The 22,488-nt window shown below is 70.5% G+C and carries 22 protein-coding genes; 17 read left to right on the plus strand and 5 right to left on the minus strand.

What is annotated here, in order from left to right; translation table 11 throughout:
* Window positions 1-154: 154 nt before the first annotated feature.
* Window positions 155-1,165 carry a TolB family protein gene (locus tag ACFWY9_RS07840; RefSeq protein WP_378329752.1) on the plus strand — a complete coding sequence of 337 codons (1,011 nt, stop codon included), beginning with the start codon at window positions 155-157 and terminating at the stop codon, window positions 1,163-1,165.
* 11 nt (window positions 1,166-1,176) lie between these two features.
* On the opposite strand, the gene ACFWY9_RS07845 is transcribed toward ACFWY9_RS07840, so the two are convergent.
* Window positions 1,177-1,872, minus strand: coding sequence for a hypothetical protein (locus ACFWY9_RS07845; RefSeq protein ID WP_378329753.1), 696 nt, complete (start codon window positions 1,870-1,872; stop codon window positions 1,177-1,179).
* A gap of 323 nt (window positions 1,873-2,195) precedes the next feature.
* Between ACFWY9_RS07845 and ACFWY9_RS07850 the strand changes: the two genes are divergently transcribed.
* A complete protein-coding gene (locus ACFWY9_RS07850; RefSeq protein WP_378329754.1) occupies window positions 2,196-3,059 on the plus strand; it encodes a Scr1 family TA system antitoxin-like transcriptional regulator in 864 nt (287 codons plus the stop codon).
* Entirely contained in the window at window positions 3,056-3,265 is a 210-nt protein-coding gene (locus tag ACFWY9_RS07855; RefSeq protein WP_378329755.1) for a DUF397 domain-containing protein, read from the plus strand. Before ACFWY9_RS07850 ends, ACFWY9_RS07855 begins: the two co-directional genes overlap by 4 nt.
* Before the next feature lie 70 nt (window positions 3,266-3,335).
* Here the strand turns inward: ACFWY9_RS07855 and ACFWY9_RS07860 are convergent, their stop codons facing one another.
* The gene (locus ACFWY9_RS07860) at window positions 3,336-4,592 is read right to left on the minus strand and encodes an erythromycin esterase family protein (RefSeq protein ID WP_378329756.1); all 1,257 of its coding nucleotides are present in this window, start codon (window positions 4,590-4,592) and stop codon (window positions 3,336-3,338) included.
* Window positions 4,593-4,798: 206 nt separating this feature from the next.
* Here ACFWY9_RS07860 and ACFWY9_RS07865 point away from each other — a divergent pair, with 206 nt between their 5' ends.
* A complete protein-coding gene (locus ACFWY9_RS07865; RefSeq protein ID WP_378329757.1) occupies window positions 4,799-5,284 on the plus strand; it encodes an SRPBCC family protein in 486 nt (161 codons plus the stop codon).
* On the opposite strand, the gene ACFWY9_RS07870 is transcribed toward ACFWY9_RS07865, so the two are convergent.
* Together ACFWY9_RS07870 and ACFWY9_RS07875 are read right to left on the minus strand one after the other, a co-directional pair.
* The gene (locus tag ACFWY9_RS07870) at window positions 5,285-6,226 is read right to left on the minus strand and encodes a methyltransferase (RefSeq protein ID WP_378338503.1); all 942 of its coding nucleotides are present in this window, start codon (window positions 6,224-6,226) and stop codon (window positions 5,285-5,287) included. It abuts the gene before it with no gap.
* A gap of 87 nt (window positions 6,227-6,313) precedes the next feature.
* The gene (locus ACFWY9_RS07875; protein ID WP_378329758.1) at window positions 6,314-6,637 is read right to left on the minus strand and encodes a GerW family sporulation protein; all 324 of its coding nucleotides are present in this window, start codon (window positions 6,635-6,637) and stop codon (window positions 6,314-6,316) included.
* A gap of 84 nt (window positions 6,638-6,721) precedes the next feature.
* Between ACFWY9_RS07875 and ACFWY9_RS07880 the strand changes: the two genes are divergently transcribed.
* Entirely contained in the window at window positions 6,722-9,034 is a 2,313-nt protein-coding gene (locus ACFWY9_RS07880; protein ID WP_378338504.1) for an FtsX-like permease family protein, read from the plus strand.
* Here the strand turns inward: ACFWY9_RS07880 and ACFWY9_RS07885 are convergent.
* A complete protein-coding gene (locus ACFWY9_RS07885) occupies window positions 9,012-10,286 on the minus strand; it encodes an MFS transporter (RefSeq protein ID WP_378338450.1) in 1,275 nt (424 codons plus the stop codon). The genes ACFWY9_RS07880 and ACFWY9_RS07885 overlap by 23 nt on opposite strands.
* 109 nt (window positions 10,287-10,395) lie before the next feature.
* Here ACFWY9_RS07885 and ACFWY9_RS07890 point away from each other — a divergent pair, with 109 nt between their 5' ends.
* The 12 genes from ACFWY9_RS07890 to ACFWY9_RS07945 all read left to right on the plus strand — a co-directional run bounded on the left by ACFWY9_RS07890 (window position 10,396) and on the right by ACFWY9_RS07945 (window position 22,471).
* Window positions 10,396-11,187 (plus strand): IclR family transcriptional regulator, encoded by a 792-nt coding sequence (locus ACFWY9_RS07890; protein WP_378338451.1) that lies wholly within the window; start codon window positions 10,396-10,398, stop codon window positions 11,185-11,187.
* 125 nt (window positions 11,188-11,312) lie between these two features.
* Window positions 11,313-12,890 carry an ABC transporter substrate-binding protein gene (locus tag ACFWY9_RS07895; RefSeq protein WP_378338452.1) on the plus strand — a complete coding sequence of 526 codons (1,578 nt, stop codon included), beginning with the start codon at window positions 11,313-11,315 and terminating at the stop codon, window positions 12,888-12,890.
* A 20-nt stretch (window positions 12,891-12,910) separates the two neighbouring features.
* A complete protein-coding gene (locus ACFWY9_RS07900; RefSeq protein WP_378338453.1) occupies window positions 12,911-13,873 on the plus strand; it encodes an ABC transporter permease in 963 nt (320 codons plus the stop codon).
* Window positions 13,870-14,748, plus strand: a complete 879-nt coding sequence (locus tag ACFWY9_RS07905) for an ABC transporter permease (RefSeq protein WP_378338454.1) — start codon at window positions 13,870-13,872, stop codon at window positions 14,746-14,748. The genes ACFWY9_RS07900 and ACFWY9_RS07905 overlap by 4 nt, the downstream gene beginning before the upstream one ends.
* The gene (locus ACFWY9_RS07910; protein ID WP_378338455.1) at window positions 14,745-16,322 is read left to right on the plus strand and encodes a dipeptide ABC transporter ATP-binding protein; all 1,578 of its coding nucleotides are present in this window, start codon (window positions 14,745-14,747) and stop codon (window positions 16,320-16,322) included. The genes ACFWY9_RS07905 and ACFWY9_RS07910 overlap by 4 nt, the downstream gene beginning before the upstream one ends.
* Window positions 16,319-17,302, plus strand: coding sequence for a Gfo/Idh/MocA family protein (locus ACFWY9_RS07915; protein WP_378338456.1), 984 nt, complete (start codon window positions 16,319-16,321; stop codon window positions 17,300-17,302). The genes ACFWY9_RS07910 and ACFWY9_RS07915 overlap by 4 nt, the downstream gene beginning before the upstream one ends.
* Entirely contained in the window at window positions 17,299-18,024 is a 726-nt protein-coding gene (locus ACFWY9_RS07920) for a creatininase family protein (RefSeq protein WP_378338457.1), read from the plus strand. The genes ACFWY9_RS07915 and ACFWY9_RS07920 overlap by 4 nt, the downstream gene beginning before the upstream one ends.
* The gene (locus ACFWY9_RS07925; RefSeq protein ID WP_378329767.1) at window positions 18,021-18,800 is read left to right on the plus strand and encodes an amidohydrolase family protein; all 780 of its coding nucleotides are present in this window, start codon (window positions 18,021-18,023) and stop codon (window positions 18,798-18,800) included. The genes ACFWY9_RS07920 and ACFWY9_RS07925 overlap by 4 nt, the downstream gene beginning before the upstream one ends.
* Window positions 18,797-19,909 (plus strand): mandelate racemase/muconate lactonizing enzyme family protein, encoded by a 1,113-nt coding sequence (locus ACFWY9_RS07930; protein ID WP_378338458.1) that lies wholly within the window; start codon window positions 18,797-18,799, stop codon window positions 19,907-19,909. Before ACFWY9_RS07925 ends, ACFWY9_RS07930 begins: the two co-directional genes overlap by 4 nt.
* Window positions 19,906-20,781: an amidohydrolase family protein gene (locus ACFWY9_RS07935; protein ID WP_378329769.1), complete on the plus strand. Its 876-nt coding sequence runs from the start codon at window positions 19,906-19,908 to the stop codon at window positions 20,779-20,781. The genes ACFWY9_RS07930 and ACFWY9_RS07935 overlap by 4 nt, the downstream gene beginning before the upstream one ends.
* Window positions 20,778-21,542, plus strand: a complete 765-nt coding sequence (locus tag ACFWY9_RS07940; RefSeq protein ID WP_378329770.1) for an amidohydrolase family protein — start codon at window positions 20,778-20,780, stop codon at window positions 21,540-21,542. Before ACFWY9_RS07935 ends, ACFWY9_RS07940 begins: the two co-directional genes overlap by 4 nt.
* Window positions 21,539-22,471 (plus strand): dihydrodipicolinate synthase family protein, encoded by a 933-nt coding sequence (locus ACFWY9_RS07945; protein ID WP_378329771.1) that lies wholly within the window; start codon window positions 21,539-21,541, stop codon window positions 22,469-22,471. The genes ACFWY9_RS07940 and ACFWY9_RS07945 overlap by 4 nt, the downstream gene beginning before the upstream one ends.
* Window positions 22,472-22,488 lie beyond the last annotated feature (17 nt).

Genomic DNA, 22,488 nt, shown 5'->3' on the forward strand with positions numbered 1-22,488 from the left:
TCTCTCTTTGCGGTAGATCCCCGGCCCCCCCCTACCACCCGTGCCCTCGCGGGGGCCCGCCCCCGCGGGGGTCGCCCGCGCCCGCGCGGCCCCCCCGGGGGGGGGGGGCCCCCGCGCCCACGGTCCGGCGGACTTCCGGCGCTAAGGAGCTTTCGTGAACCTCAAGGCGAAACTCGCCGCGGCGCTCATCGGCACGGCCCTGCTGGTGACGGCTTCGGTGGTCTATACGTTGCAGGCCAAGGCGAACAGCCCTGAACGACGTCAAGCCGAAGTCGCCGTGGACAAGGCGCGCCCGGCGCGGCTGGAACCGGGACGGCTGCTGTTCCGCAGTCTCGCCGGGGGAGTGGACCACGGCAAGGTCGCGTCGGTTTCGCTCGCGGATCCCGGCGGGCCACGGCGGGTGAGCACTCTCGGCTGCGATCGGTTCTCCGCGGCCGCGAACGAGGGGCTGTGCCTGATCGGGGTGCCGGGCCCGGCACCGAGCGCCGCCGCGGTGTTCGTCGACGCCGGTCTCGCCGAGGTGAAACGCGTCGACGTCGCCGGAATCCCCAATCGCGCCAAGCTGTCCGCCGACGGCCGGATGGCCTCCTGGACGACGTTCGTCACCGGCGACTCGTACTCCCAGGCGGGCAGCTTCTCGACCCGCACCGCGATCATGGACCGCCGGGAGGACCAGTTGTCCAGCAACATGGAGGACATCCCGCTCCGCATCGGCGATCGGCGGCACCATGGCGAGGACGTCAACTACTGGGGCGTCACCTTCGCGAAGGACAACCGGGTTTTCTACGCCACGGTGGCCACCGGCGGGCGCACCTACCTCGTCCAGGGCGACAACGAAGCCTGGGCCGCCCACACCCTGCGGGAGAACGCGGAATGCCCGTCGCTCTCACCGGACGGCACGAAGCTCGCCTTCAAGAAACGGGTTTCGGCCGACGGCGCGCGGCCGTGGCGCGAACACGTTCTCGACCTGGCCACGATGAAGGAGACACCGCTCGCGGAGACCCGCAGCGTGGACGATCAGGTGATCTGGCTCGACGAAAACACGATCGCCTACGGGCTGCCCGGCGAGAACGGCGCCGCGGGCGACATCTGGGCGGTCCCCGCGGACGGCTCGGGCACGCCGCGGCTGCTGGTTCCGCGGGCCGCGTCCCCGTCCGTCGCGTAGCGTTTTCCCGGCTATGCCGTGAGCAGGCGGATCCATGCCTGCGTGGTGGTCTCCTTGTTGGTGATGGCGGCGGGTTCGTAGGCCTGCGCGCAACTGCCTTCGCTGTGCCGGATCACCTCGTCGAAGAACCAGGCGGAGCCGGCGACCGCGAGGACCGCGCTGGTCTCCTCGAGCGCCCGTTTCAGCTCGAGGGAGTCGAGGATCCGGAACGTGTGGACGATGGAGGCCCCGGTCACGCCGTGCTCGTCGTAGTTGATTTCGCCGGCGTGGATGGCGAGCCTGAGCCGGATCTGCTCCTCGGCGGGATGGATCTTGTTGTGCCAGGCCAAAGCGGTGAGCAGCGTGCCAGGAAGATGGTCGGCGAACAACGTCTTGGGGATCTCCGCGGGGGCGAGCACCAGCACGCCGTCGCCCCGGTCCTCACGGCGGCACGAGGCCCAGGGAATGCCGGCGGAGTCGAACGCGTACTGCATCGCCAGGTACAGGCCGTGGCGGATCCGCACCATGTTGGTGTTGTTCCTGGTGTGCCTGCCGAATCCCTCGATGTCGACGGTGACGATCGTGCAGTGCGCCGTCGCCGCCATGACTCTTTCCAGCCGCTCCGCCGCCGCACGGAGTTCGACATCTTCGGGTGCGGGTAGTGCCGTTTCGCCACAGCGTGACCTGGGCACCGGCTCGGCGTCGAGCCGCTCCGAAGTCGGTTCCATCATTCCTCCCCGGCAACACAAGAACTGTCCTCGGCGACGACCGGTGGGCGACGAGGGCAGAACGTCCGTCGACCTCGTACGGACTCCTCGGGGGCCGAGCGGCCGGGAGCTGCCTGGGTGCGTCGAGTGTCCGCAGCGTGATCGCCGCGACTCGGTGAGTCACTACGGACGATAGAGCCCGGTCGGGTGGCACCGCCACAGCCCCGCGAGTATCGTTCGGTTACCGTAACCATGGGATGCGCCGGGGGAGGTACTCATGATGGCACCTGGTTGTATACTGGATGAGTCAACAGAGACCTGTGTCGCCCTGATGGGGGAGTGACGTGTCAACGCCGATGTCGCCCGTTGTCGCGGCCTGGGAGCTCGCGCTCCGGCTGCGCAAGCGTCGCGAACAGGTCGGTATCGAGGTCAAGACCATCACCCAGACGCTGGGCTTCACGCGCAACTACTGGTCCGCCGTGGAGAACGAGCGCAAGATCCTCTCCGAGGAAAGCCTTCTCCGCATCATCGAACTGTTCGAGTTCGATCGCGAGGAGCGGCAGGAGCTGCTCGAACTGCGCGCGGCGGCCAAGGAGCACGGCTGGTGGGCCCGCTATTCCGGCCTTCTCGACGAGGACCTTCAGCGCCTTTACGGACTCGAGCACGGCGCCCGGAGTATCCGGACCTACGAGAACCTGATCCTTCCCGGCCTGCTGCAGACCGCCGACTACGCCCGGGCGCTGATGACCCCCGACGTCACCATTCGCCAGGTCGAGATCGACCAGCGCGTCGAGGCGCGGCTGCGACGGCAGGAACGGCTCAGGGGTGAGCATCCGCTCCAGCTGACGGCGATCCTCAGCGAAGCCGCCCTGCGGCAGCAGATCGGCGGCCCCGACGTCCTTCGGCGCCAACTCGAGCATCTCGCCGACATGATCGACGAGCATCCGGAAACCATCGAGGTGAGGGTGATCCCCTTCACCGCGACGGCGTGTGGGCTCTTCGGGGCCGCGACGGTTCATCTGATCGACTTCGACAGTCCCCGCCTTCCCACCGTGGCATGGCAGGAAACCGTGAGCACGTGGGGCATCATCGACGACTCCACCCTGGTACGCGACCTCACCATGACCTACAACGACGCGTTCCGGCGTACCCAGACCCAGCAGGAAACACGGACATTCATCCGTCAGCGCATCAAGGAACTGGCTTGACCGACAACATTTCGCCCTCGGCACCGCGAACCCGGGAAGAGTGGTTCAAGAGCAGCCACTCCAACGCCGGGGGAAGCTGCGTAGAGGTAAAGCTCACCAGCGGCGGCGTGCTGGTCCGCGACAGCAAGGACCGGCGTTCCGGCCAGCCGGTCATCGCCGTGTCCGCGAACGGCTGGACATCGTTTCTGCGCGCCGTCGCCCACTGATCGCCGCGCCGGGCACGCTTCCGGCGGAGTGCCGTGTGCGTCCCTCGGGTGTGACGCACACGGCGTGCGATCAGCCGACTTCCTTGAGGAAGGCGATGCCGTCGGTCTTTTCGAAATGCTCGGGATCGAGCGCGAAGTAGCCGTGATGGCCCGACGTTTCGACGCGGGGCGCCGGCGTGACACCCGCGTTCCGCAATGCCTTGCCCAGGCGGGACGAATCGACGAGGTATCCGTTCTCCGGCAGTGACGCCAAGACGCCTTCGAGGGTGTCCTCTCGCGGCGAGCCGAGGCCGTGCGCGGGCGCGCTGCCCACCGCCATGGCGATGAAGGCGTACCGGTCGCGCAGCCGCGCACCGGTGAGCGCGCCCGCGCTCCACCAGTCCAGCACCTGGCCGCCCATGGTCATCCTGCTCTTGTCCCGTTGCAGATGGAGGTTGTGCGCGAACACCATGGTCGGCCCCCGCCGCTCCTGTTCGTCCACAATGGATTCGAGGTTGGCTGCCATCATGCCGTCCCGCAGGCCGATCAGCCGGGTCAGCCGCGCGGGCGAGGGGGCGGCCATCGCCGCGTGGTAGCGGAGCAGGCCCGTGGCGGTCCTGGCGTACAGCTGTGCCCGCCACCACGCGGCGGGTGACGTCGCGGCGAGCAGGCGCGGGGATTCCGTGTGGCACAACGCCTGCAGGTCATCGGCGAGCAGGCGTAGTTTCGCGACGTCCTCGGAAGAGCCGACCGATTCCGCGGGGTCGTACATCGCCGCGGGATTGGTCCAGCGCTCGTCGTCGCCGGTGAGTCGTTCGATGGTTTCCACGGTGCAGGGCAGCAGCGTGGGATCGACGTGGGCCGCGAGGTAGCCGTGGAGTGCGGTGAGCGCCCGGCGTGGGCTGACGGCGCCGGTGATCTCCGTCGGCGCGTCGAAACCGTAGAACCGCAGCCGGTCTTCGTCCGCCCGGCCCTGGTTGTACTCGCGCATCCAGCGGACGAGTTCGCGGTTTGCCGCCGCGGCCCCGAAATCGTGGCTGAAACCGTCTCGCATGACGTCGTCGAGGTTGCCCGTTCCCTCGGAGACGAACCGGTCGACGATCAACCCGGCCAGGCAATCGCTTTCCAGGGCGATCGACCGGTACCCCTCGTACTCGGCCAGGTGCCGGAACAGCCGGTTGCGCAGCAGGAGAAAGGATTCCTCCCCGTGCAGGGGCTCGCCGAAGCCGAGCAGGCGGGGGCGGGTGGTGAGCGAGGGCAGGAACTGGGCCAGCACGGCTCCGATGTCGGTGCCGTGTCCTTCGGCGAAGGCCCAGCCGGCGTCCTGGATCGAAGGGCCAGAGGTCATCTCGAATCCTGTTCTTCTCGGGGTTCCGCGACACCTTCGACCGTATCGTTGAAGAGTCGGGTTAAACTTTCGTCGTTTCTCCAGTGGTTGACGTCAAGTAACCCTCAACAGGCGAGTGAGGCCCGGGGCGCGGGACGCGTTCTCCCGCGTTGCGGCGTCGGGCCGTGCGTGTTGTCGGGCGGGGAGGCGCTGGTTACCTTTCCCGGGTGGATCCGACGATTTCGCGCAGTGTGCATGTCGCCGCCGAGCCGCGAGCCGTGTGGTCGATGGTGACGGACCTGCCGCGGATGGGACGCTTCAGCCCGGAAAACGCCGGTGGTGCCTGGGTCGGCGGTGCCACCGGGCCCGCGCTCGGCGCCAGGTTCCGCGGTACCAACCGCAACGGCGCCAAGCAGTGGTGGACGCGGGTCACCGTCATCGCCTGCGAACCGGGCCACTGGTTCGCCTTCGACGTGCGCAGCCCGTTCGGGATGCGGGTCTCCCGCTGGGCCTACCAGATCACCCCGGCCGAGGGCGGCTGCGTGCTCACCGAACACTGGTACCGGGTCGGCAACTGGTTCGTCCGCCGGTTCCTCGGCCCGCGGGTGACCGGACGTGCCGACCGGCCGGGCTTCAACGCCGGTTCCATCGAGCACACGCTCGCCGCCGTCAAAACCCTTGCCGAAGCGACGGAACCCGTGCGTCCTTCTTGATCAGACGGCGAGGCGGAACTCCAGAAGGCAGCGCTGGCCGGTCAGGTCGATCACGCCGTCGAGGACCAGTCCGTGGGCCGAGGCGAGGGCCTGGAATTCGTCGACCCGGCGCTCGCGACCACCGAAGATCACGAGCATGGCCAGGTCGAATTCGGTGCCGGCGCGCCGTCCGCCGACCGGTTCGACGACCAGGATACGGCCGGTCGGGGGAACGGCCTCGACGCAGCGATCGAGGATCCGGTGCGCGTGCTCGTCGTCCCAGTCGTGCAGGATGTCGCACAGCAGATAGGCGTCCGCGCCTTCGGGAAGCGGGTCGAAGAAGCTCCCCGCGGTCACCTGGGCGCGATCCTCGACGTCGTGCGCGGCGAAGGTGCCGAGGGCTTCGGTCGCGGTGGGATCGAGGTCGAGCAGATGTCCGCGGATCCGGGGGTGGGCGGCCAGGATCGCGGCGAGGAGTGTGCCGTGACCACCGCCGATGTCGACGATGGCAGGGAACCGGTCCCAGTCGTACCCGGCCACGATCCCCGGGATCTGGGTGCGGAAGCGGTCCGTCATCTGCTGGTCGAAGGAAGCGCGGAGCCGGGGATTTTCGGCGAGGTCGGCCCAGAAATCCTGGCCGTAGCGGCGTGCGTAGCCGCCATCGCCGGTGGTGACGCTGTGCAGGAGTTCGGTGAACGCCAGCTCGGCGCGGCCGCCCGCCATGTCCAGGTGCAGGAAGTTGGTGAGCTCGTTGCCGGTGTCGGTGCAGAGGATTGTTCCGTAGCCGGTCGTCCGGTAGCCGGTCGGCGCGTGCTCGACGATCCCGAGCGTCGCGAGGTGGCCCAGCAGGAGCTCGAGCGCGACCGGTGACACGCCGAGCTCGGTCGCGACCTGTCCGGTGGTGGCGCCGTCGCCGCGTAGCCGGTCCGGCAGGCCCAGCGTCACCGCGACACGCAGCGCCATCGGCGTGGCCAGCCCGGCCAGTTTCCGGATTTCGGCGATGTCGTGTTCCCGCACGAAGATCACGATGGCATGCCGGTCAACCGGAAATCAGCCGCGTTTGGCCCGCACGATGCTCCGGTGGGCGAGCAGGCAGGTGATCACGGCGGCCCCGGCGGTGGTCACCAGCCGGGTCACGTCGACGGCCGGTACCCAGCGGACCCGGCCGCGTTCGACGACGAACGCGCCGACCGGCCGTGCGAAGTACCCCAGGCCGAGCCCTTCGCCCTCGGGCAGATCCTGTCCGCCGCCGCCTCCGCCGAACACCCGCGCCGCCGGGATCACGGTCACCTCGCCCTGTTCGACCGGCTCGCCGAAGACGGCTCGGGCCGAAACCGCGGTGCGCAGGGTCGTCATCAGCTCGTCGAGCTTCATCGCCACCTCCCGAGCGGGCGAGCTTAGCGGCCGACACCTATACATGATGTGTATACCTTCCGTGTATAGTCCGCGCTCGTGATCATGCTCGGCAAGGACATCGCGTTCGGAATCCGGTTGTCGGCAGGCGGTGGCAGACTGTCCCACACCGCCGTGCCCCGGCTTTTGCTGACGGCGTCCGGGATCGCGCTCGCGGTCTCGATGCTGCTGGCCGCCGCGTCGGCGGCGAACGTGGTGAAACTGCGCGGGGAGCGCGTCTCGGCCGCCGAAGTCGTCACGCGGCCGATTCCCGGCGTGGCACCGTTGTATCACTCCGCGGGGTACACGCGGGTGCGTGGCGACCAGATCCAGACGGAGCGGGTGGCCGCGTCCGGTGCGTCCTCCCCGGTACCGCCGGGACTGTCGCGCCTGCCCGCGCCGGGTGAACTGGTGGTTTCGCCCGCGCTGGGCGAAAAACTGGCCGCGCCGGACGGCGTATCGCTGCGGGCGCGGTTTCCCGGCACCGTGGTCGGCGTGCTCGGCAAGCCGGGTCTGCACGACGCGGGCGAACTGCGGCTCTACGCCGGCGCCGAGGCCGCCGAGCTGGCCGCCGATCCGCTCACCGGGAAGGTCTACGGGTTCGGCGGGCCGGACGACGGATTCGCGCTCCACACGCGGATCCTGCTGCTCGTCGTCCCGCTGTCCGTGGTCCTGTTGCTGCCGTTGCTGATCTTCGTGACCACGGCGTCGCGCATGGGCGCGGCACAACGGGAGCGGCGGCTCGCGGCGTTGCGGCTGCTGGGTGTCGACGCGGTCCGGATCCGGCGGATCGCCGCCGCGGAGTCCCTGCTCGGCGCGTTCGCCGGACTCGGACTCGGCGGTGTGCTGTTCCTCGGGCTCCACGCGGTGATCGGACGGCTGGATCTGTTCGGGTTCCGGGTTTTCGGCGAGGACTTCGTGCCGTCCCTGCCGTCGGCCGCTGCGGTCGTGGTGCTGGTACCGGTGCTGGCGATGGGGGCCGCGGTCTTCGGCCTGCGTCATACGGTCGTCGAACCGCTCGGCGTGGTGCGGCACTCCAGGCAGGTCGATCGGATGGTGTGGTGGCGCTGGGCGATCACCGGGGCGGGCGTCGCGCTGCTGACGTACACGTTCTCGATGGAGAAGCGCACGAGGGACGGCTTCGCGATGTTCGCGGTGGGCGGCGGCGCCGCGCTGGTCCTGCTCGGGATCGTCGCCCTGCTTCCGTGGGCGGTGGAACGGATCGTCGGGCGGCTGACGGGTGGCCCGCCTTCGTGGCAGCTCGCGATGCGGCGGCTGCACCTGGACAGCGGCACGGCGGGCCGTGTCGTCGCGGGGCTGGTCGTCGTGCTGGCCGGGATGATCCTCGTGCAGAACGTGCTCACGACGATCAAAGCCACCGCCCCGCAGCCCCTGGTGACGGCGATGGCCGGGGCCCCGGTGGAAATCCAGACGCGGCAACAGCTGCTGACCGAGACGCTCGACCGGGCCGGGGCCGCGCCGGGAGTGAGCGGGGTCCATGTCGTGCGCACGGTGCACGCCGAACGGCGGGACTACGGCTCGGGAAGACTGCAGATCGGCGACTGCGCGGCGCTGGCACTGCGCGCGCGGATCGGCTCCTGCCACGACGGTGACGTCTTCGCCGTGGACGCGCGGCCGGACGGGGACGAGGCACCGCTGGCGCCTGGCCCGGTCCGGCTGGATCCGGGGCCGCACACGCTCCCCGGCCACAACGGTCCTGAGTGGACGGTTCCGGCGGCGGTGCGCCACGTCCCCGCCACGGAGGCGGCGCCGGGCGCGGACGGCTTCCTCCTGGTGACGCCGGGGGCGATGCACGGCATCGACGTCGCGGCGCTCGGCGTGCCGGTCGGTGTGCTGGTGACCGGACCGGGCCGCCCCCGGGACCTGGCCGATCGGGTGGCGGACGCGCTGGGCCCGCTCAACTGGCGGGTCTCCGTCCGGGCCTATGATCCGGCGAGCGACGCGGCCGCCGACCTGGACCGGCAGAGTGCCCTGCTGCGCGAGGTGACACTGACGGCGTCGGTGTTCGTGCTCGCGGTGGCCACGCTCAGCCTGTTCATGCTTTCGGTCGAGCAGATCACCGAACGGCGGCGGTTGCTGGCCGCCATGGTCGCCACCGGGGTGCCACTGGCGGTGCTGGCGCGGAGCCTGCTGTGGCAGACGGCGTTGCCGGTCGTGGCCGGGGTGCTGCTGGCGCTCGGCGCGGGGATGGGATTCACCCTGCCGATCCTCCGCCTCGCGGGTTCACCGGTCGTGGTCGATCCGGCGACGCTCGGCGGGCTGCTCGGGACGGCGGTGCTCGCCGTTCTCGTGGTGACCGGCCTGACGTTCCCGTTGCTGCGCCGGGCCACCCGGATCACGTCGTCACGGGCGGAGTGACATCGGCGGGTTCGGCGTAGGCCGCCTCGACGGTGGCGCGGTCGAAGACGTGCCAGGTCGCCGCGGTCACGAGCGCGGCGACCACGAAACCCGCCCAATACGGCGTGGTGAGGCCGAACTTCGTCGCGACCACGCCGCCCAGCAGCGCGCCGGCGCAGTTGCCCCCGGCGATGATGAACAGGCTCGTGCTGCCGACCCGGCCCAGCATGTCCGGCGGGGTCAGGCGTTGCTGCAAGGAATTGCCGACGATGCTCCACAGCGATCCGTGCACACCGAACAGGAAGAGCACGAAGCCGATGAGGTACGCGTCGCGTGAGGCCGCGAGGGCGAGGTGGGTCCCGGCTTCGACGACAAGACCGATCCGGAGCGTCCAGGTGGCGGTGACCCGGCGGATGATCCGGTCGCCGACGAGCGAGCCGAGTACGCCGCCGACGGCCATGCAGGTGAACAGCAGACCGTAGCCGACCGAATCGAGCCCGAGCCGTTCCCTGGCGAGCAGGACCAGGACGGCGGTCGCCGCGGTGAGGGTCAGGTTCAGCAGGCCGATCAGCGTCACCATCGTCCGCAGCAGCCGCTGGCCCATCAGCCAGCGGAACCCCTCGGCGAGTTCCCGGCGGGCCGACCGCGGTGGCGCGACGGCCGCCGTGTCCGGGGGACGCCGTTCGGCGCGGTAGGCACCGGTGACGAGAGCGATCAGGATCGCGCTCACCGCGTACGTCGCCGCGTTGACGAAGAACGGGATGCTCGCCGCGACGACGAACAGGAAACCGCCCAGCGGGCCCGCGATCATGTGCTGCATCAGCGTGACGCCGCCGATCAACCAGCCGTTCGCCCGGTCGAGGCGGGCACGCGGGACGACCGAGGGGAGCATGGCCCTGCTCGCCGAGCGGAACACGACCTCGCCGGTGTTGACGACGAACAAAACCGTGTACAGCAAGGGAATACCGCTCGTTCCGGTGACGAGCGAACCGGCGAGCACCAGCAGCGCGGCGACCCGGATCCAGTCGATCGCGATCATCAGCCGCCGCCGGTCCACCCGGTCGACCAGCACGCCACCGGGCAGCGCGAACAACAGCCACGGCAACCAGGACACCCCGGCCGCGGCGGACACCACCAGTGGGTCGCTCGTCCGCGACGCGACGAGCAGGGGCGCGGCGACGGTCGCCAGGCCACTGCCCAGCGCCGACGTCGTGCTCGCGGCCCACAGCCTGGCGAATCTCCCGCCCAGCCGCGCCGTCTCCTCCCCGGTCACGAGATCGAAGCTAGCAGGGGGCGCTGGCGCACACCGGAGGTTTCTCTCTCGGCGGACACGTAGTATCCCTATGTCGAAGACTACTTCGGGAATACGAAGGATCGCGGTGATGGCGATGGCAGCGGGCAAGGGGACGCCGGAGCGGCCGGCCTCGCCCTCGGCGGACCGCGTCCTGACGGTGCTGGAAACACTGGTCGCGGCCGAGGGCGGGCTCACCCTCACCGCGCTCGCGAAGGCGACGGACATCTCGCTCGCCACGTGTGCGTCCGTGGTCTACACCCTCGAACAACGGGGCTACGCCGCGCGCCGGGTCGTCGGCCGCAGTCATTTCTGGCGGCCGACGATGCGGCTCTACGACCTCGGGGCGTCCCTCGTCCGGCAGGGCGACCTCGCCGAAATCGCGGGTCCGCACCTGCGAATGCTCGCCGACGAACTGAAGATGCCCGCGCACGCCGGAGTTCTCGACGGCGCGTCGGTGGTGTACGTCGCGAAGGCGGCGACGTCCGGGTTCATCCAGTTCGACACCTACCCCGGCAAGGTGTCGCCGTTCAACCTCACCGCGCTCGGCCGCGCGATCGCCGCACACCTGCCCGAAGCGGACCTCGATCCGCTGCTTTCCCGGCTCACGCCCGGCACCGGGCCCAAGGCGAAAAGGCCGACGGCACGGGCGTTCCGTGCCCAGCTCGCCAAGGTGCGCCAAGCGGGTTACGCGGTGGAGGACGAAGAGGAGGAGGCCGAGATCGCCTGTGTCGCCGCACCGGTTTTCAACGCCGAAGGCCGGGTCGTCGGTTCGATCGGGGTCACCGGTTTCTCCCGCGAACTCGTGAAGCGGCGTCTCGCCACGGCGGCGGGACTCGTGGTCGGCCGGGCCGGGGAGATCTCCGCGGGGCTCGGCTTCTGAACCGGTGCCGAACCAGTACGGCCTTGCGTCGCCGGACGCGGGCGGCTTACTCTTTTTCAGCTGGCAGAAGATATTTTCGAAATGGCGAGAGTTTCCCGGAGCGGCGTCCCTGTGTGGAGGTAGCTGTGCGGGCACAACGTGGTTTCGCTGTCCTGGGTGTGTCGGTGGCCGTCGCGGCCGTGCTCGCGGCGTGCGGTGGGGGTGGTTCGGGCGGGCCGGAGGTCACGGCGTCCGCGAAGAGCGGGCAGGGTGCGGTCAAGGACGGCGGCACACTCGTCTACGGCCAGGCCGACGGCGTGACCCAGCTCGATCCGAACAAGATCTCCAGTGCCGCGCAGACCCAGCTGCAGACGTTGCTGTGGAACGGGTTGACGCGGTGGGCGCCGGACAATTCGGCGCAGCCCGACCTCGCCGACTCGTGGACGCACACCCCGGACCTCCGGCAGTGGACCTTCCGGCTGCACCCGGGAGTCAAGTACCACAACGGAAAGCCGTTCACCGCGGCGGCGGCGAAGAAGAACTTCGACCGGGTGCTGGCGCCGGATTCGACGGCCCAGGTGGCCGCGAAGATCGCCATGGTCTCGAAGGTGACGGCGCCGGACGACAGTACGCTGGTGCTCGACCTGAAGTCCCCGAATCCCGAACTCGCGGTCGATGTCATCGACGTCAAGATGACCGATGTCGACGACATCGCCAACGTGAACAGCACGGCGAACGGAACCGGCCCGTACCGGCTCAAGGCGTTCGTCCCCGACCAGACCGTGGACCTGGTGCGCAACGACGCCTATTTCCGGGGCAGGCCGCATTTCGACGGCGTCCGGATCGCCCGCTACGCCGACGCCACCGCGGCGCAGACGGCGGTGCGCTCCGGCGATCTCCAGGTGCTCGGCGCGGTCGCGCCCGACGTCGTCAAGAACCTCGCCACCGACGGCCGTCAGCTGCTCACCGCCGCCGAACCGGCCGGGTACGTCGTGTGGGAACTGGACACCACGTCCCCGCCGTTCGACAAACCCCAAGCACGGCAGGCACTTTCGTACGCGGCGAACCGCGCGGTGATGATGGACGCGGCGTACGTCGGCTACGGCGCCCCGACACCGGGGAACGTGCCGGTCAACCCGAAGAACCGGTTCTACGACGCGGCATTGCCCTCCCACGGGTTCGACCTGGACAAGGCGAAGCGGCTCTTCGCAGAGGCCGGTGTCCACGAGGGGAGCACGCTGGTCTTCTGGACCAAGGCGGGGAGCAACCCGGAGTGGACCACGATCGCGCAGATCCTGCAGGAGGACCTCAAGAAGATCGGGATCGGCCTCGACATCCGCAGCACCGAGAACAGCACGTGGAGCGCGAAGTTCTACCCCAAGGGGAAACGTTACCCGGACACGATCGCGGCGAACTACGTGTCCTTCACCCCGCTGCCCGACGGCTATGCGCTGTCCTGGTTCGCCGGCCGGTCCGGGACCTGTGAGTGCAACTGGGCGGCCCCCAGGGAATACGACGACGCCGTCGCGGTCGTCGAGTCCACAGGGGACGGTCCGGCGCGGGACGCGGCGTTCCGGACCGCCCAGGAGGTGCTGAACCGGGAGAGCCCGATCGTGGTGATCGGCAGCACCGCGTTTTTGTCGGTGGCCGCCGCTAACGTGCGTGGTGCCTGGGTACAGGCCGAAGGAACGCTGCATCTGGAGGAAGCCGGGTTCGCGGCATAACACGTACGGAGGGGGTGGCGATGGTCCGGTACATCCTGCGGCGCGCGGGTGTCAGCGCGCTGATGCTCCTCGGCGTGTCCGTGCTCGTCTTCGTCGTGCTGCGCCTGCTCCCCGGTGATCCGACGGTGACGAAAGTCGGTGCGGCGCAAGGCATCGACCCGAAAGCGCTGCTGCGGCTGCGCGCCGAACTCGGGCTGGAGGACCCGCTGCCGGTGCAGTACTGGCACTGGATCACCGGGCTGCTCACCGGTGATCTCGGCCGGTCGTACTTCAGCCAGTTCGACGTCGGCACGCTCATCGGGCAGCGGCTGGGCCCGACGCTGGAACTGTCCTTCGCCGGGGTGCTGCTCGCGGTCGTGCTCGCGCTCGCGCTCGCGGTGCTGCCGACGATCCTGCGTAGCCGCTGGCTGGGCCGCCTCGTCGGCGGGTACACCACACTGGGCATGGCGGCTCCGCCGTTCGTGTTCGGGATCGTGCTCATCGCACTCTTCGTCGTCAAGCTCGGCGTGCTGCGCAACGAAAATTACGTCGCCCTTTCGGCGGATTTCGCGGGCAATCTCCGGGTGTTGCTGTTGCCCACGGTGACGTTGGGCATCTGCCTGTCCGCCCCGCTGATCCGGTACCTGCGCGCCACACTGTCCGAAGTGGAGGATTCCCGGCACGTCCGTACCGCGGTCGGCAAGGGCCTCCGGCGGCGGGCGGTGGTGCTCCGGCACGTGCTGCCGAACGCGCTGCTGCCCGCGCTGACCTCGCTGGGCGTCACCGTCGGGCAGGTGCTCTCCGGCGCGGTCGTGGTGGAGTTCGTCTTCCGCTGGCCGGGGCTCGGCTCGCTGATCGTGGACTCGGTGTACAAACGGGACTACGCGGTCATCCAGAGCACGGTGCTGTTGCTGGCGGCGGTGTTCGTCCTGGTGAACCTTCTCGTCGACGTCGCCTACGGCGTCCTCGACCCGCGGCTGCGGGTGGGGGAGGCGGTGTCGTGAGCACGATCGATCTGTCCGAAATGGACGGTGTCGGCACCGCGGGACGCGGTGTCCTGCGCCGGTTCCTGGCCCGGCCGCCCGCCGTCACGGCGCTGGCGGTGCTCGGCGTGTTCGTCCTGCTCGCGGCGCTCCAGCCGTTCGCGCTGGCGTCGCCGACGAGGATCGAGGCGCGGAACAAGTTCGCGGCGCCGAGCCTCGCGCATCCGTTCGGTACCGACGAACTGGGCCGGGACCTGCTGTCCCGCGTCGCGCAGGCCGGTCAGCTGTCGCTCGGGTTCGCGGTGGGCGCGACGGCGGTCGCGATGGTGCTGGGCGTCGCGTGGGGGATCCTCGCGGCGGCCCGGCCGGGCTGGCTCGACGAGGTGCTGATGCGCGTCGCCGAGGCGGCGCTGGCGATCCCGACCTTGCTGTTCGCGCTGGTGTTCGTGGCGGCGTTCGGGTCGGGCATCCTGGCCATGACGATCGTCGCCGGGCTGCTGATGTCCCCGCTCACCGCGCGGATCACGCGGTCCGCGGTGCTCGCCGAGCTGAAGTCGGAGTACGTGCGTGGGCTGGACGCGGTCGGCGCGTCCCGGCTCCGGATCCTGTTCGCCGAAGTACTGCCGAACGCGGTCCCGGCGCTGCTGGCGCAGGCCTCGCTCAACGTCGCGACGTCCCTGATGCTGGAGGCGACGCTGAGCTTCGTCGGGCTCGGCATCCAGCCGCCGGACGCCTCGTGGGGCACCCTGCTCAAGGTCGGCTACGACCGGCTGTACGAGTCGATCTGGTACCCGCTGATGCCCGCGTTGCTGATCATCGCGGCGATCGCGGCGCTGAACACCATCGGCGACCAGCTCCAGCGCGCGTTGCGGGCCGGCTTCCGGAGCAGCCGATGACGCACGAGGTGCTGCGGCTGGAAGAGCTGTCCGTCGGCGTGCGCGGGCGGCCGATCGTGCACGAGGTGAACCTGACGCTGCGTTCGGGCGAGCGGGCGGCGCTGGTGGGCGAGTCCGGGAGCGGCAAGACCATGACGGCGCTGGCGGTCCCGCGGCTCAACCCCGCGGGCATCGCGGTCACCGGCGGCCGGATCCTGCTCGACGGGGCCGAGCTGACCACCGCGAGCGAACGCGAACTGGAACGGGTGCGGGGCAGCCGGATCGCGATGGTCTATCAGGATCCGTTGTCCTGCCTCAATCCCGTGCGCACGATCGGTGCGCAGCTCGCCGAGGCGATCCGCGCGCATCGGGACGTCTCCGCCGGGGAGGCCCGCGCCCACGCGGTCCGGCTGCTGGAGGAGGTGGGGGTCCCGGACGCGGCGAAGCGGGTCCGCGACTATCCGCACCAGTTCTCCGGCGGGATGCGGCAGCGGGTGATGATCGCGATGGCGATCTCGTGCGAGCCGGACGTGCTCGTCGCCGACGAGCCGACCACGGCGCTCGACGTCACCACCCAGGCCAGGGTCCTGCGGCTGCTCGGCACGCTGGCCGAGCGGCGGGGGATGGCGGTCCTGTTCATTACCCACGACCTCGCGGTGGCTTCGGCGCTGTGCCAGCGGATCCACGTGATGCACGCGGGCCGGATCGTCGAATCGGGCGGGTTGCGGGAGGTACTGGCCACGCCCCGGCACGAGTACACGCGGCGGCTCGTCGGCTCGGTGGTCACGCTGGACGCCACCCCGGCCAGGGAGCGTCCCGCCGGGGACGACGTACTGGTCGAGGCCGACGGGCTGGTCCGCCGGTTCGGCACCGGGGTCACGGCCGTGGACGACGTGTCGCTGAGCGTCCGGCGCGGGGAGACCTTCGGGCTGGTGGGGGAATCGGGGTCGGGCAAGTCGACGCTGAGCAGGCTGCTGCTCGGGCTGGACACCCCGACGGCGGGCTCGGTGCGGTTCCGCGGGACGGACCTGGCATCCCTGGGCCGGAGCGGATTGCGGCGCCTGCGCCGGGAGATGCAGATCGTCCTGCAGGATCCGGTCGGCTCGCTCAACCGGCGCAAGACCGTCGAGCACATCGTCGGGCTTCCCCTGCTCGTCCACCGGAAGGCGGCGAAGCGGGACCTGCGGCGGCGAGTGGCCGAACTGCTGGAGCTGGTCGGGCTGCCCGCGTCGTTCGCGGGACGGTATCCGCACGAGCTGTCCGGCGGTCAGTGCCAGCGGGTGAACATCGCCCGCGCGCTCGCCCCCGAGCCGTCGTTCCTCGTGCTGGACGAGGCGGTGTCGGCGGTCGACGTGGTGATCCAGGCGCAGATCCTCGAACTGCTCCGCGAACTCCAGGCCCGGCTCGGCCTGACCTGCCTGTTCGTCTCCCACGATCTCGCGGTGGTGCGGTACCTGGCGCCGCGGCTCGCGGTGATGTACCGGGGCCGGATCGTCGAAACCGGTACCAGGGAAGAGATCTTCGGCGCGCCGAAGCACGCCTACACCCGGTCGCTCATCGCCGCGATCCCCGTGCTCGAGGGGGTGACGGGATGATCGGCGTCGCGCTGGTGGGGCTCGGGGACATCGCACTGCGGGCGCATCTGCCCGCGCTGCTGCGGAATCCGGACGTCGAAGTCGCGGCATTGGTCGATCCCGACCCGGCCCGCCGGGCACTGGCGGCGGCGCACGCCCAGGCCCCGGTGGCGAAGGACATCCGTGACGTGCTCGGCGATCCGTCGGTGCGGGGCGTGGTGCTGGCGACGCCGCCGTGGGTGACCACGGAGTTGATCGGCCAGGTGGCCGCGACCGGGCGGTTCGTGCTGGCGGAGAAGCCGGTCGCGACGTCGCTCGAAGCGGCGAGAACGCTGCTCGACCTGCCGGAGGAACAACGGCGGTGGGTGCAGGTCGGCCTTGCCTACCGGCACGATCCCGCGCTCGAACTGCTCGGCGACTGGCTGCGGTCGGGCTTGCTCGGCGGGCCGTTGCTCGTCCGCGCGCACATCTACGACGAGGGGCGCGATCCGGCGGACCCCGCGCACGCCCGGCGCATCGAGGAGACGTTGCGGCATGGGCTTCCGCTGGTCCACGAGGGCGCGCACGTCTTCGACTGGTTCCGCGTGCTCTTCGGCCCGCCCGAACGGGTCGAAGACGCCTGGACGCTGGCCACCCGGAGCGGACTGCCCGCGCCGAACCTGTGCGGGGCACGGCTGCACTATCCACAAGGGACAGTCGTGCTGGCCGAGTTCGGCTGGCTCACCGGCGCGCTGCCCCGGTGCGAGATCAGCGTCCTCGGCGATCGTGGCCATGTCCTGCTGGACGGGCGGACCTTCGAGCTGGAATTGAGCACCGCACGCGGTGTCGAACGGTTCGGCTTCGAACCGGACCGGACGACGCGGTGTTTCGATCGGCAGCTGGCCCGGTTCGCCGAGCTGATCACCGGTGAACGGGACGAAGCCTGCCCGAGCCTCGAAGATGGTGTCGCCACGCTCGTCCTCGCCGAACGCATCACGAAGCTCCTGGAGGGAGAACGATGAGGCCGCCGGTGATCTGGGCCGACTGCACCCGCGAGGAGCTGCGGGAAGCACTGCCGGAAAGCCTGGTCGTGCTGCCGATCGGCGCGACCGAGCAGCACGGCCCGCATCTGGCCACCGGCACCGACGCCGCGATCGTCGAGGCGATCTGCCGGTTCGCGGTCGTCCGCGCGGCGGATTCGGCGCGGATGGTGCTCGCGCCGTGTCTCCACTTCGGCGTGTCCGAGCATCATCTGCCGTTCGGCGGGACGCTGTCGCTGTCCCCGGAGACGGCCATCGGTGTGCTCACCGATCTCGCCCGGTCCATTGTGGAGTGTGGAGGGCGCAGGCTGGTGATCGTCAACGGTCACGGCGGGAACCGGGGCGTGGCCCAGGTGGCCGCGGCGAAGATCGCCTCGGCGTACGACATGACCGTGTCGGTGATCCACTACTGGGAGCTGATCGCGGACGCGGGAGGCACCCCGATCCCCGGGCACGCGGGGGAGTTCGAGACCGCGATGCTGTTCGCGCTCCGCCCGGAGTTCGTCCGGCAACGGCGGCCGAGAACCCCGCCGGAGGAGTCCGGTGTGGACGGTGCCGAGATGCACGAGGCCGCGGCGTGGCGGCGGATCGACGGCTACACCGACGATCCCACGCGGGCGACGCACGAGCGGGGGACGGAATGGCTGGACGAATGCCTCGGCGCGCTGGCCGGGCGGCTGATCGAACTGGCGAACCGGCCATGATCGACTTCCACACCCACACCCCCGCGTGGCACACCGGCACCTGGCTCGGCGGCACCGAGTTCGGCCCGTCCGAGTTCCTGGCCTTCCTCGACACCGCGGGCATCGACGCCGCGGTGCTGCTCGCCCACGACGGGCTGTTCAACGCCACGCCCGAGTCGAACGACGAACTGGCCGCGTTCGCCGCGGCGGACCCGGCCAGGATGATCGGCTTCGGCACGGTGCACCCGCGGCATGCGAACGCGGTGGACGAAACGCGCCGGTGTTTCGCGGAACTGGGCCTCGGCGGGCTGAAACTGCATCCGTGGCTGCAGGGCTTCAGCATGCACGAGAAGGTGCTGGACCCGATCTGCGAGGCCGTCACCGAGGCGGGCGGCATCCTGCTCTCGCACGACGGCACCCCGCCGTACTCGACGCCCGCGCAGATCGCCGCGCTCGCGCGCCGTCATCCCGCGTTGCCGGTCGTGCTCGGCCACGGCGGGTTGCACGACTGCTGGCGGGAGGCGCTGGCGGTGACGTGCGAAACAGACAATCTCTATCTGTGCCTGTGCGGTACCCCGCCGTACGCCGCCCGGCGCGTCCTCGCCGCGGCGCCGCCGGGCAAGGTGCTGTTCGGCACGGACGCCGGGCTCTCGGACAAGGCCGGTCAGGACTACGCCGTCGCCAGGGTCGCCGAGATCGACGGCTGGGGCATCACCGAACAGCAGCGCGCGGACATGCTCGTGCACAACCCCCGGCGCCTGCTCGCGGGGCGGCTGGAACACGGGAGGCCGGGATGAACCCGCGCGAGGCCAGGATCGCGGCGATCCAGACCGCCCCGGTGACGATGGACGCGCGGCCGGACCTCGTGGTGCACGGGGCGAAGGGGACGCACGACCGGTCGGACTTCCTGCTGGTCCGGGTTGTCACCACCGACGGCGTCGAAGGGTACGGCGAGGTCAGCGCGACACCGCTGTGGAGTGGCGAGGACGGCGTGAGCGCGCGGCACTTCATCGCCGAGCTGCTCGCGCCCGCGCTGCTCGGGAAGCCACTGGCACCGGTGGGCGTGCTGGAGTCCACTGTGGACACGGTGCTCGCGGCGAACCCGTTCACCAAGGCCGGAGTGTCGATCGCGCTGTGGGACGCGTTCGCGCGCACCCTCGGCGTCCCGCTCGCCGTGGCGCTCGGCGGCCCGTACCGCGACGAGGTGCCGATCAAGCTGTCCCTCTCCGGCGACGGTGACCGGCTGGACAAGGCGTACGAAACGGCGTCGCGAGCGGGGTTCCGCGCGTTCAAGGTCAAGGTCGGTCTCGGGGTGCCGGGGGATCTGGCGCGGATGGCACGGGCACGCGAGCTGGCCGGGCCGGACGCGTTCCTCGGCATGGACGCCAACGGCGGCTGGAGCCGGGCCGAAGCCCGGGCCGCCCTGCGCGGGCTGGCGGAGTTCGGCCCGGCCTTCGTCGAACAGCCGGTCGCGCCCGGCGATCTGGAGGGCATGGCGGCACTCCGGCCGGCGGGCCTTCCGGTGGTAGCCGACGAGGCGGTGTTCGGCACCGAGGACCTGCTGCGGCTCGCGCGTGCGGACGCCGCAGACGTGGTCAGCGTGTACGTCGGCAAGGCGGGCGGGCCCGGCCGCGCGGTCGCCCTGGCGCGGCTCGCCGAAACGTCCGGTCTCGACGTCCTGATCGGTTCCAACGGTGAGCTGGGCATCGGCGCGGCCGCGCAGCTGCACGTGGCGTGTGCGCTGCCGCGGTTGTCGTCGTTCCCCTCGGACATCATCGGGGCGCACTACTACGCCGAGGACGTCCTGGCGGAACCGCTGGACAGCGACGGCACCCGGGTCCGGCTCGGCGACGGTGCCGGACTGGGCGTGGTGCCCAGGAGCGACCTGCGCGGGAGGTTCACGTGATCGTCGACGTCCACACGCACACCCCGACCCACCGGGACGCGGTGCCGGAAACCGAACGCCGCGTGTACGAGAACTGGCGCACCGACCGGCCGGTCACGACCACGAACTCGTGGGCCGATTTCGACGCCGCCATGGCCGAAGCCGACGTCGCGATCGTGTTCAACATCGCGGTGGACGATCCCGAGACCATGACCGGGCTGCCGTACCCGCCGGAGCGCACGAACGACGCGACGGCCGAGTTCGTGGCCGCCGACCCGGCCCGCCGTATCGGGTTCCTCTCGGTGAACCCGTTGCGGGACAATGCCTTCGAGGAGACCGAGCGGTGCAGGGAACTCGGCCTCGCCGGGGTCAAGCTCGGCCCCAACTACCAGGACTTCGACCCGCTGGGGGAGTCCGCGCTGGCGTTCTACGCCTACTGCGAGCGGCACGGGCTGCCGATCCTGTTCCATCAGGGCGCGTCGCCGATGCGGCACGCGCCACTGCGCTACACCTACCCGCTGGTCACCGACGAGGTGGCGCTGCGGTTCCCGGAACTGCGGATCGTCATGGCGCATATGGGACATCCCTGGGGAACCGAGACGGTGGTGACCGTCCGCAAGCATCCGCACGTGTACGCGGACGTGTCCTCGATCTACCTGCGGCCGTGGGTGTGCTACCAGTCGCTGCTGGCCGCCGTCGAATGGGGCTGTACCGGGAAACTGTTGCTGGGCAGCGATTTCCCGATCGCGGACACCGGTGAGGCGATGGCCGGGCTGCGCCGGGTCAACGACATCCTCGAAGGCACGAAGCTGCCCCGGGTGCCTGAGGAGGCCATCGAGCGGATCATCCACGCGGACGCGCTCGGCGCTCTCGGACTGGAGTTACCGTCATGACTCCCGTTGTCGACGCGCACGTCCGGCTCGGCACCGGCCGCGAGGTCGCCCTCGGCACCGAGACGTTGCTGGCCACCATGGACCGGCTCGGCATCGACCGGGCGTTGATCGCCCCGGACGAACGATGCACCGCGGTCGCCAACGCCGAGGGCAACGACGTGGTGACCGCGGCGGCGCGGGAGTCCGGCGGGCGGCTGCTCGCCTACGCGGTGGCGAACCCATGGCTGGGCGCGGCGGCGCTCACCGAGCTGGCACGGGCGGCCGAGGCGGGTGCGGTGGCGCTGGCGGTCGACCCGGTGCTGCAGGGCTTCGACCTGCTCGATGGGCTCGTCGATCCGCTGCTCGCGTTCGCCGCCGATCGTGGCTGGCTCGTCTACGTCCGCACCGGCACCCCGCCGAGCGCGCTCCCGTTGCCCCTGGCGAGTCTCGCCCGGCGGTATCCCGGCGTGCGGTTCCTGATGGGCCGCAGCGGTGCCACCGACTTCTGGATCGACGCCGCGCCCGCGCTGCGGTACGCGCCGAACCTCTACGCCGACACGGCGTACGCGCCGTGGGACACCGTGCTCAGCGAGTTCGCGCGGGACCCCGGGATCGGCACCTCGCGGGTGATCTTCAGTACGGATTCCCCTTACACCGTCCCGAAAACCGAGGTCACCAGGGTGCGGGACTGGACCATCGGCGAGGACGAGCGCGCGGCCGTGCTCGGCGGGACGCTGCTCACCCTGCTCGGGGCATCGCACCGAAGGAGTGATCGCCGATGACCGCCACGCAGGCACCGCCGGTGCGGGGAGTCTCCCCGGTGCTGCAGGTGCCGTTCACCGAGGACGGCGCGATCGACGTCCCCGGCTTCCACCGGGTGGTGCGGCATGTGCTCGGCACCGGCGTGACCAGCGTGATGTTCCCCGGATTCGCCTCGGAGTTCCACAAGCTCGACGAGTCCGAGCGCACGCGGCTCACCGCGATCCTGCTCGCGGAGACCGCGGCGGCGGACGGCGTCTCCGCGATCATCGCGGTGCAGGACCACGCGACCCGGCTGGCGGTCGCCAGGGCCCGCGCCGTGGTGGACGCGGGTGCCGACCTGGTCAACCTGCTGCCGCCGCATTTCCTCGCCCCGTCCCGGCGGGCGATCCTCGCGCATGTCGGCGCGGTGCTGGCCGCGGTCGCGCCGACCCCGGTCGTACTGCAGTACGCGCCGACCGAGACGGGCACCAGCCTCGACGGCCCGGCGCTGTCCGCGCTGGCCCGCGAGCACCCGAACCTGCGGCTGGTGAAGGTCGAGGCCAGCCCGCCCGGCGCGTTGATCGCCGAACTGGCCGCGGGTGATCCACCGCTGCCCGCCGTGGAGGGGTACGCGGGTGTCCAGCTGCCCGACGCGTTCCGCCGCGGTGCGGTCGGGACCCAGCCCGGCTGCTCGTTCACCGAGATCTACGTCGAGATCTGGCGGCGGTTCGCCGAGGGCGAGCACGCCGGCGGGGACGAGCTGCACCGGCGGCTGCTGCCCTACATCTCGTACTGGATGCTCGACCAGGAGCTGATCATCGCCGCGGAGAAGCTGATCTCGGTGCGGCGCGGCCTGTTCGGGAGCGCCCACTGTCGCGAGCCGGGGCACCGGCTCGACCGCGAGGAGACCGCCATGGTCGGCCGGTTCCTCGCCGAGTTCGAAGACCTGTTGCCCCCACTGGATTTCTGAGAGGTACCCGACCAGGC

It is taken from the genome of Amycolatopsis sp. NPDC059027 (assembly GCF_042739735.1).
Lineage (GTDB): Bacteria > Actinomycetota > Actinomycetes > Mycobacteriales > Pseudonocardiaceae > Amycolatopsis.

Bases quoted from the DNA above. Each gene is read 5' to 3' on its own strand.
- ACFWY9_RS07875 (WP_378329758.1), bottom strand. From the start codon at position 6,637: ATGAAGCTCGACGAGCTGATGACGACCCTGCGCACCGCGGTTTCGGCC.
- ACFWY9_RS07860 (WP_378329756.1), bottom strand. From the start codon at position 4,592: ATGACCTCTGGCCCTTCGATCCAGGACGCCGGCTGGGCCTTCGCCGAA.
- ACFWY9_RS07890 (WP_378338451.1), top strand. From the start codon at position 10,396: ATGGCGATGGCAGCGGGCAAGGGGACGCCGGAGCGGCCGGCCTCGCCC.
- ACFWY9_RS07870 (WP_378338503.1), bottom strand. From the start codon at position 6,226: ATGGCGCTGCGTGTCGCGGTGACGCTGGGCCTGCCGGACCGGCTACGC.
- ACFWY9_RS07920 (WP_378338457.1), top strand. From the start codon at position 17,299: ATGAGGCCGCCGGTGATCTGGGCCGACTGCACCCGCGAGGAGCTGCGG.
- ACFWY9_RS07900 (WP_378338453.1), top strand. From the start codon at position 12,911: ATGGTCCGGTACATCCTGCGGCGCGCGGGTGTCAGCGCGCTGATGCTC.
- ACFWY9_RS07915 (WP_378338456.1), top strand. From the start codon at position 16,319: ATGATCGGCGTCGCGCTGGTGGGGCTCGGGGACATCGCACTGCGGGCG.
- ACFWY9_RS07925 (WP_378329767.1), top strand. From the start codon at position 18,021: ATGATCGACTTCCACACCCACACCCCCGCGTGGCACACCGGCACCTGG.
- ACFWY9_RS07945 (WP_378329771.1), top strand. From the start codon at position 21,539: ATGACCGCCACGCAGGCACCGCCGGTGCGGGGAGTCTCCCCGGTGCTG.
- ACFWY9_RS07910 (WP_378338455.1), top strand. From the start codon at position 14,745: ATGACGCACGAGGTGCTGCGGCTGGAAGAGCTGTCCGTCGGCGTGCGC.
- ACFWY9_RS07880 (WP_378338504.1), top strand. From the start codon at position 6,722: ATGCTCGGCAAGGACATCGCGTTCGGAATCCGGTTGTCGGCAGGCGGT.
- ACFWY9_RS07845 (WP_378329753.1), bottom strand. From the start codon at position 1,872: ATGGAACCGACTTCGGAGCGGCTCGACGCCGAGCCGGTGCCCAGGTCA.
- ACFWY9_RS07930 (WP_378338458.1), top strand. From the start codon at position 18,797: ATGAACCCGCGCGAGGCCAGGATCGCGGCGATCCAGACCGCCCCGGTG.
- ACFWY9_RS07940 (WP_378329770.1), top strand. From the start codon at position 20,778: ATGACTCCCGTTGTCGACGCGCACGTCCGGCTCGGCACCGGCCGCGAG.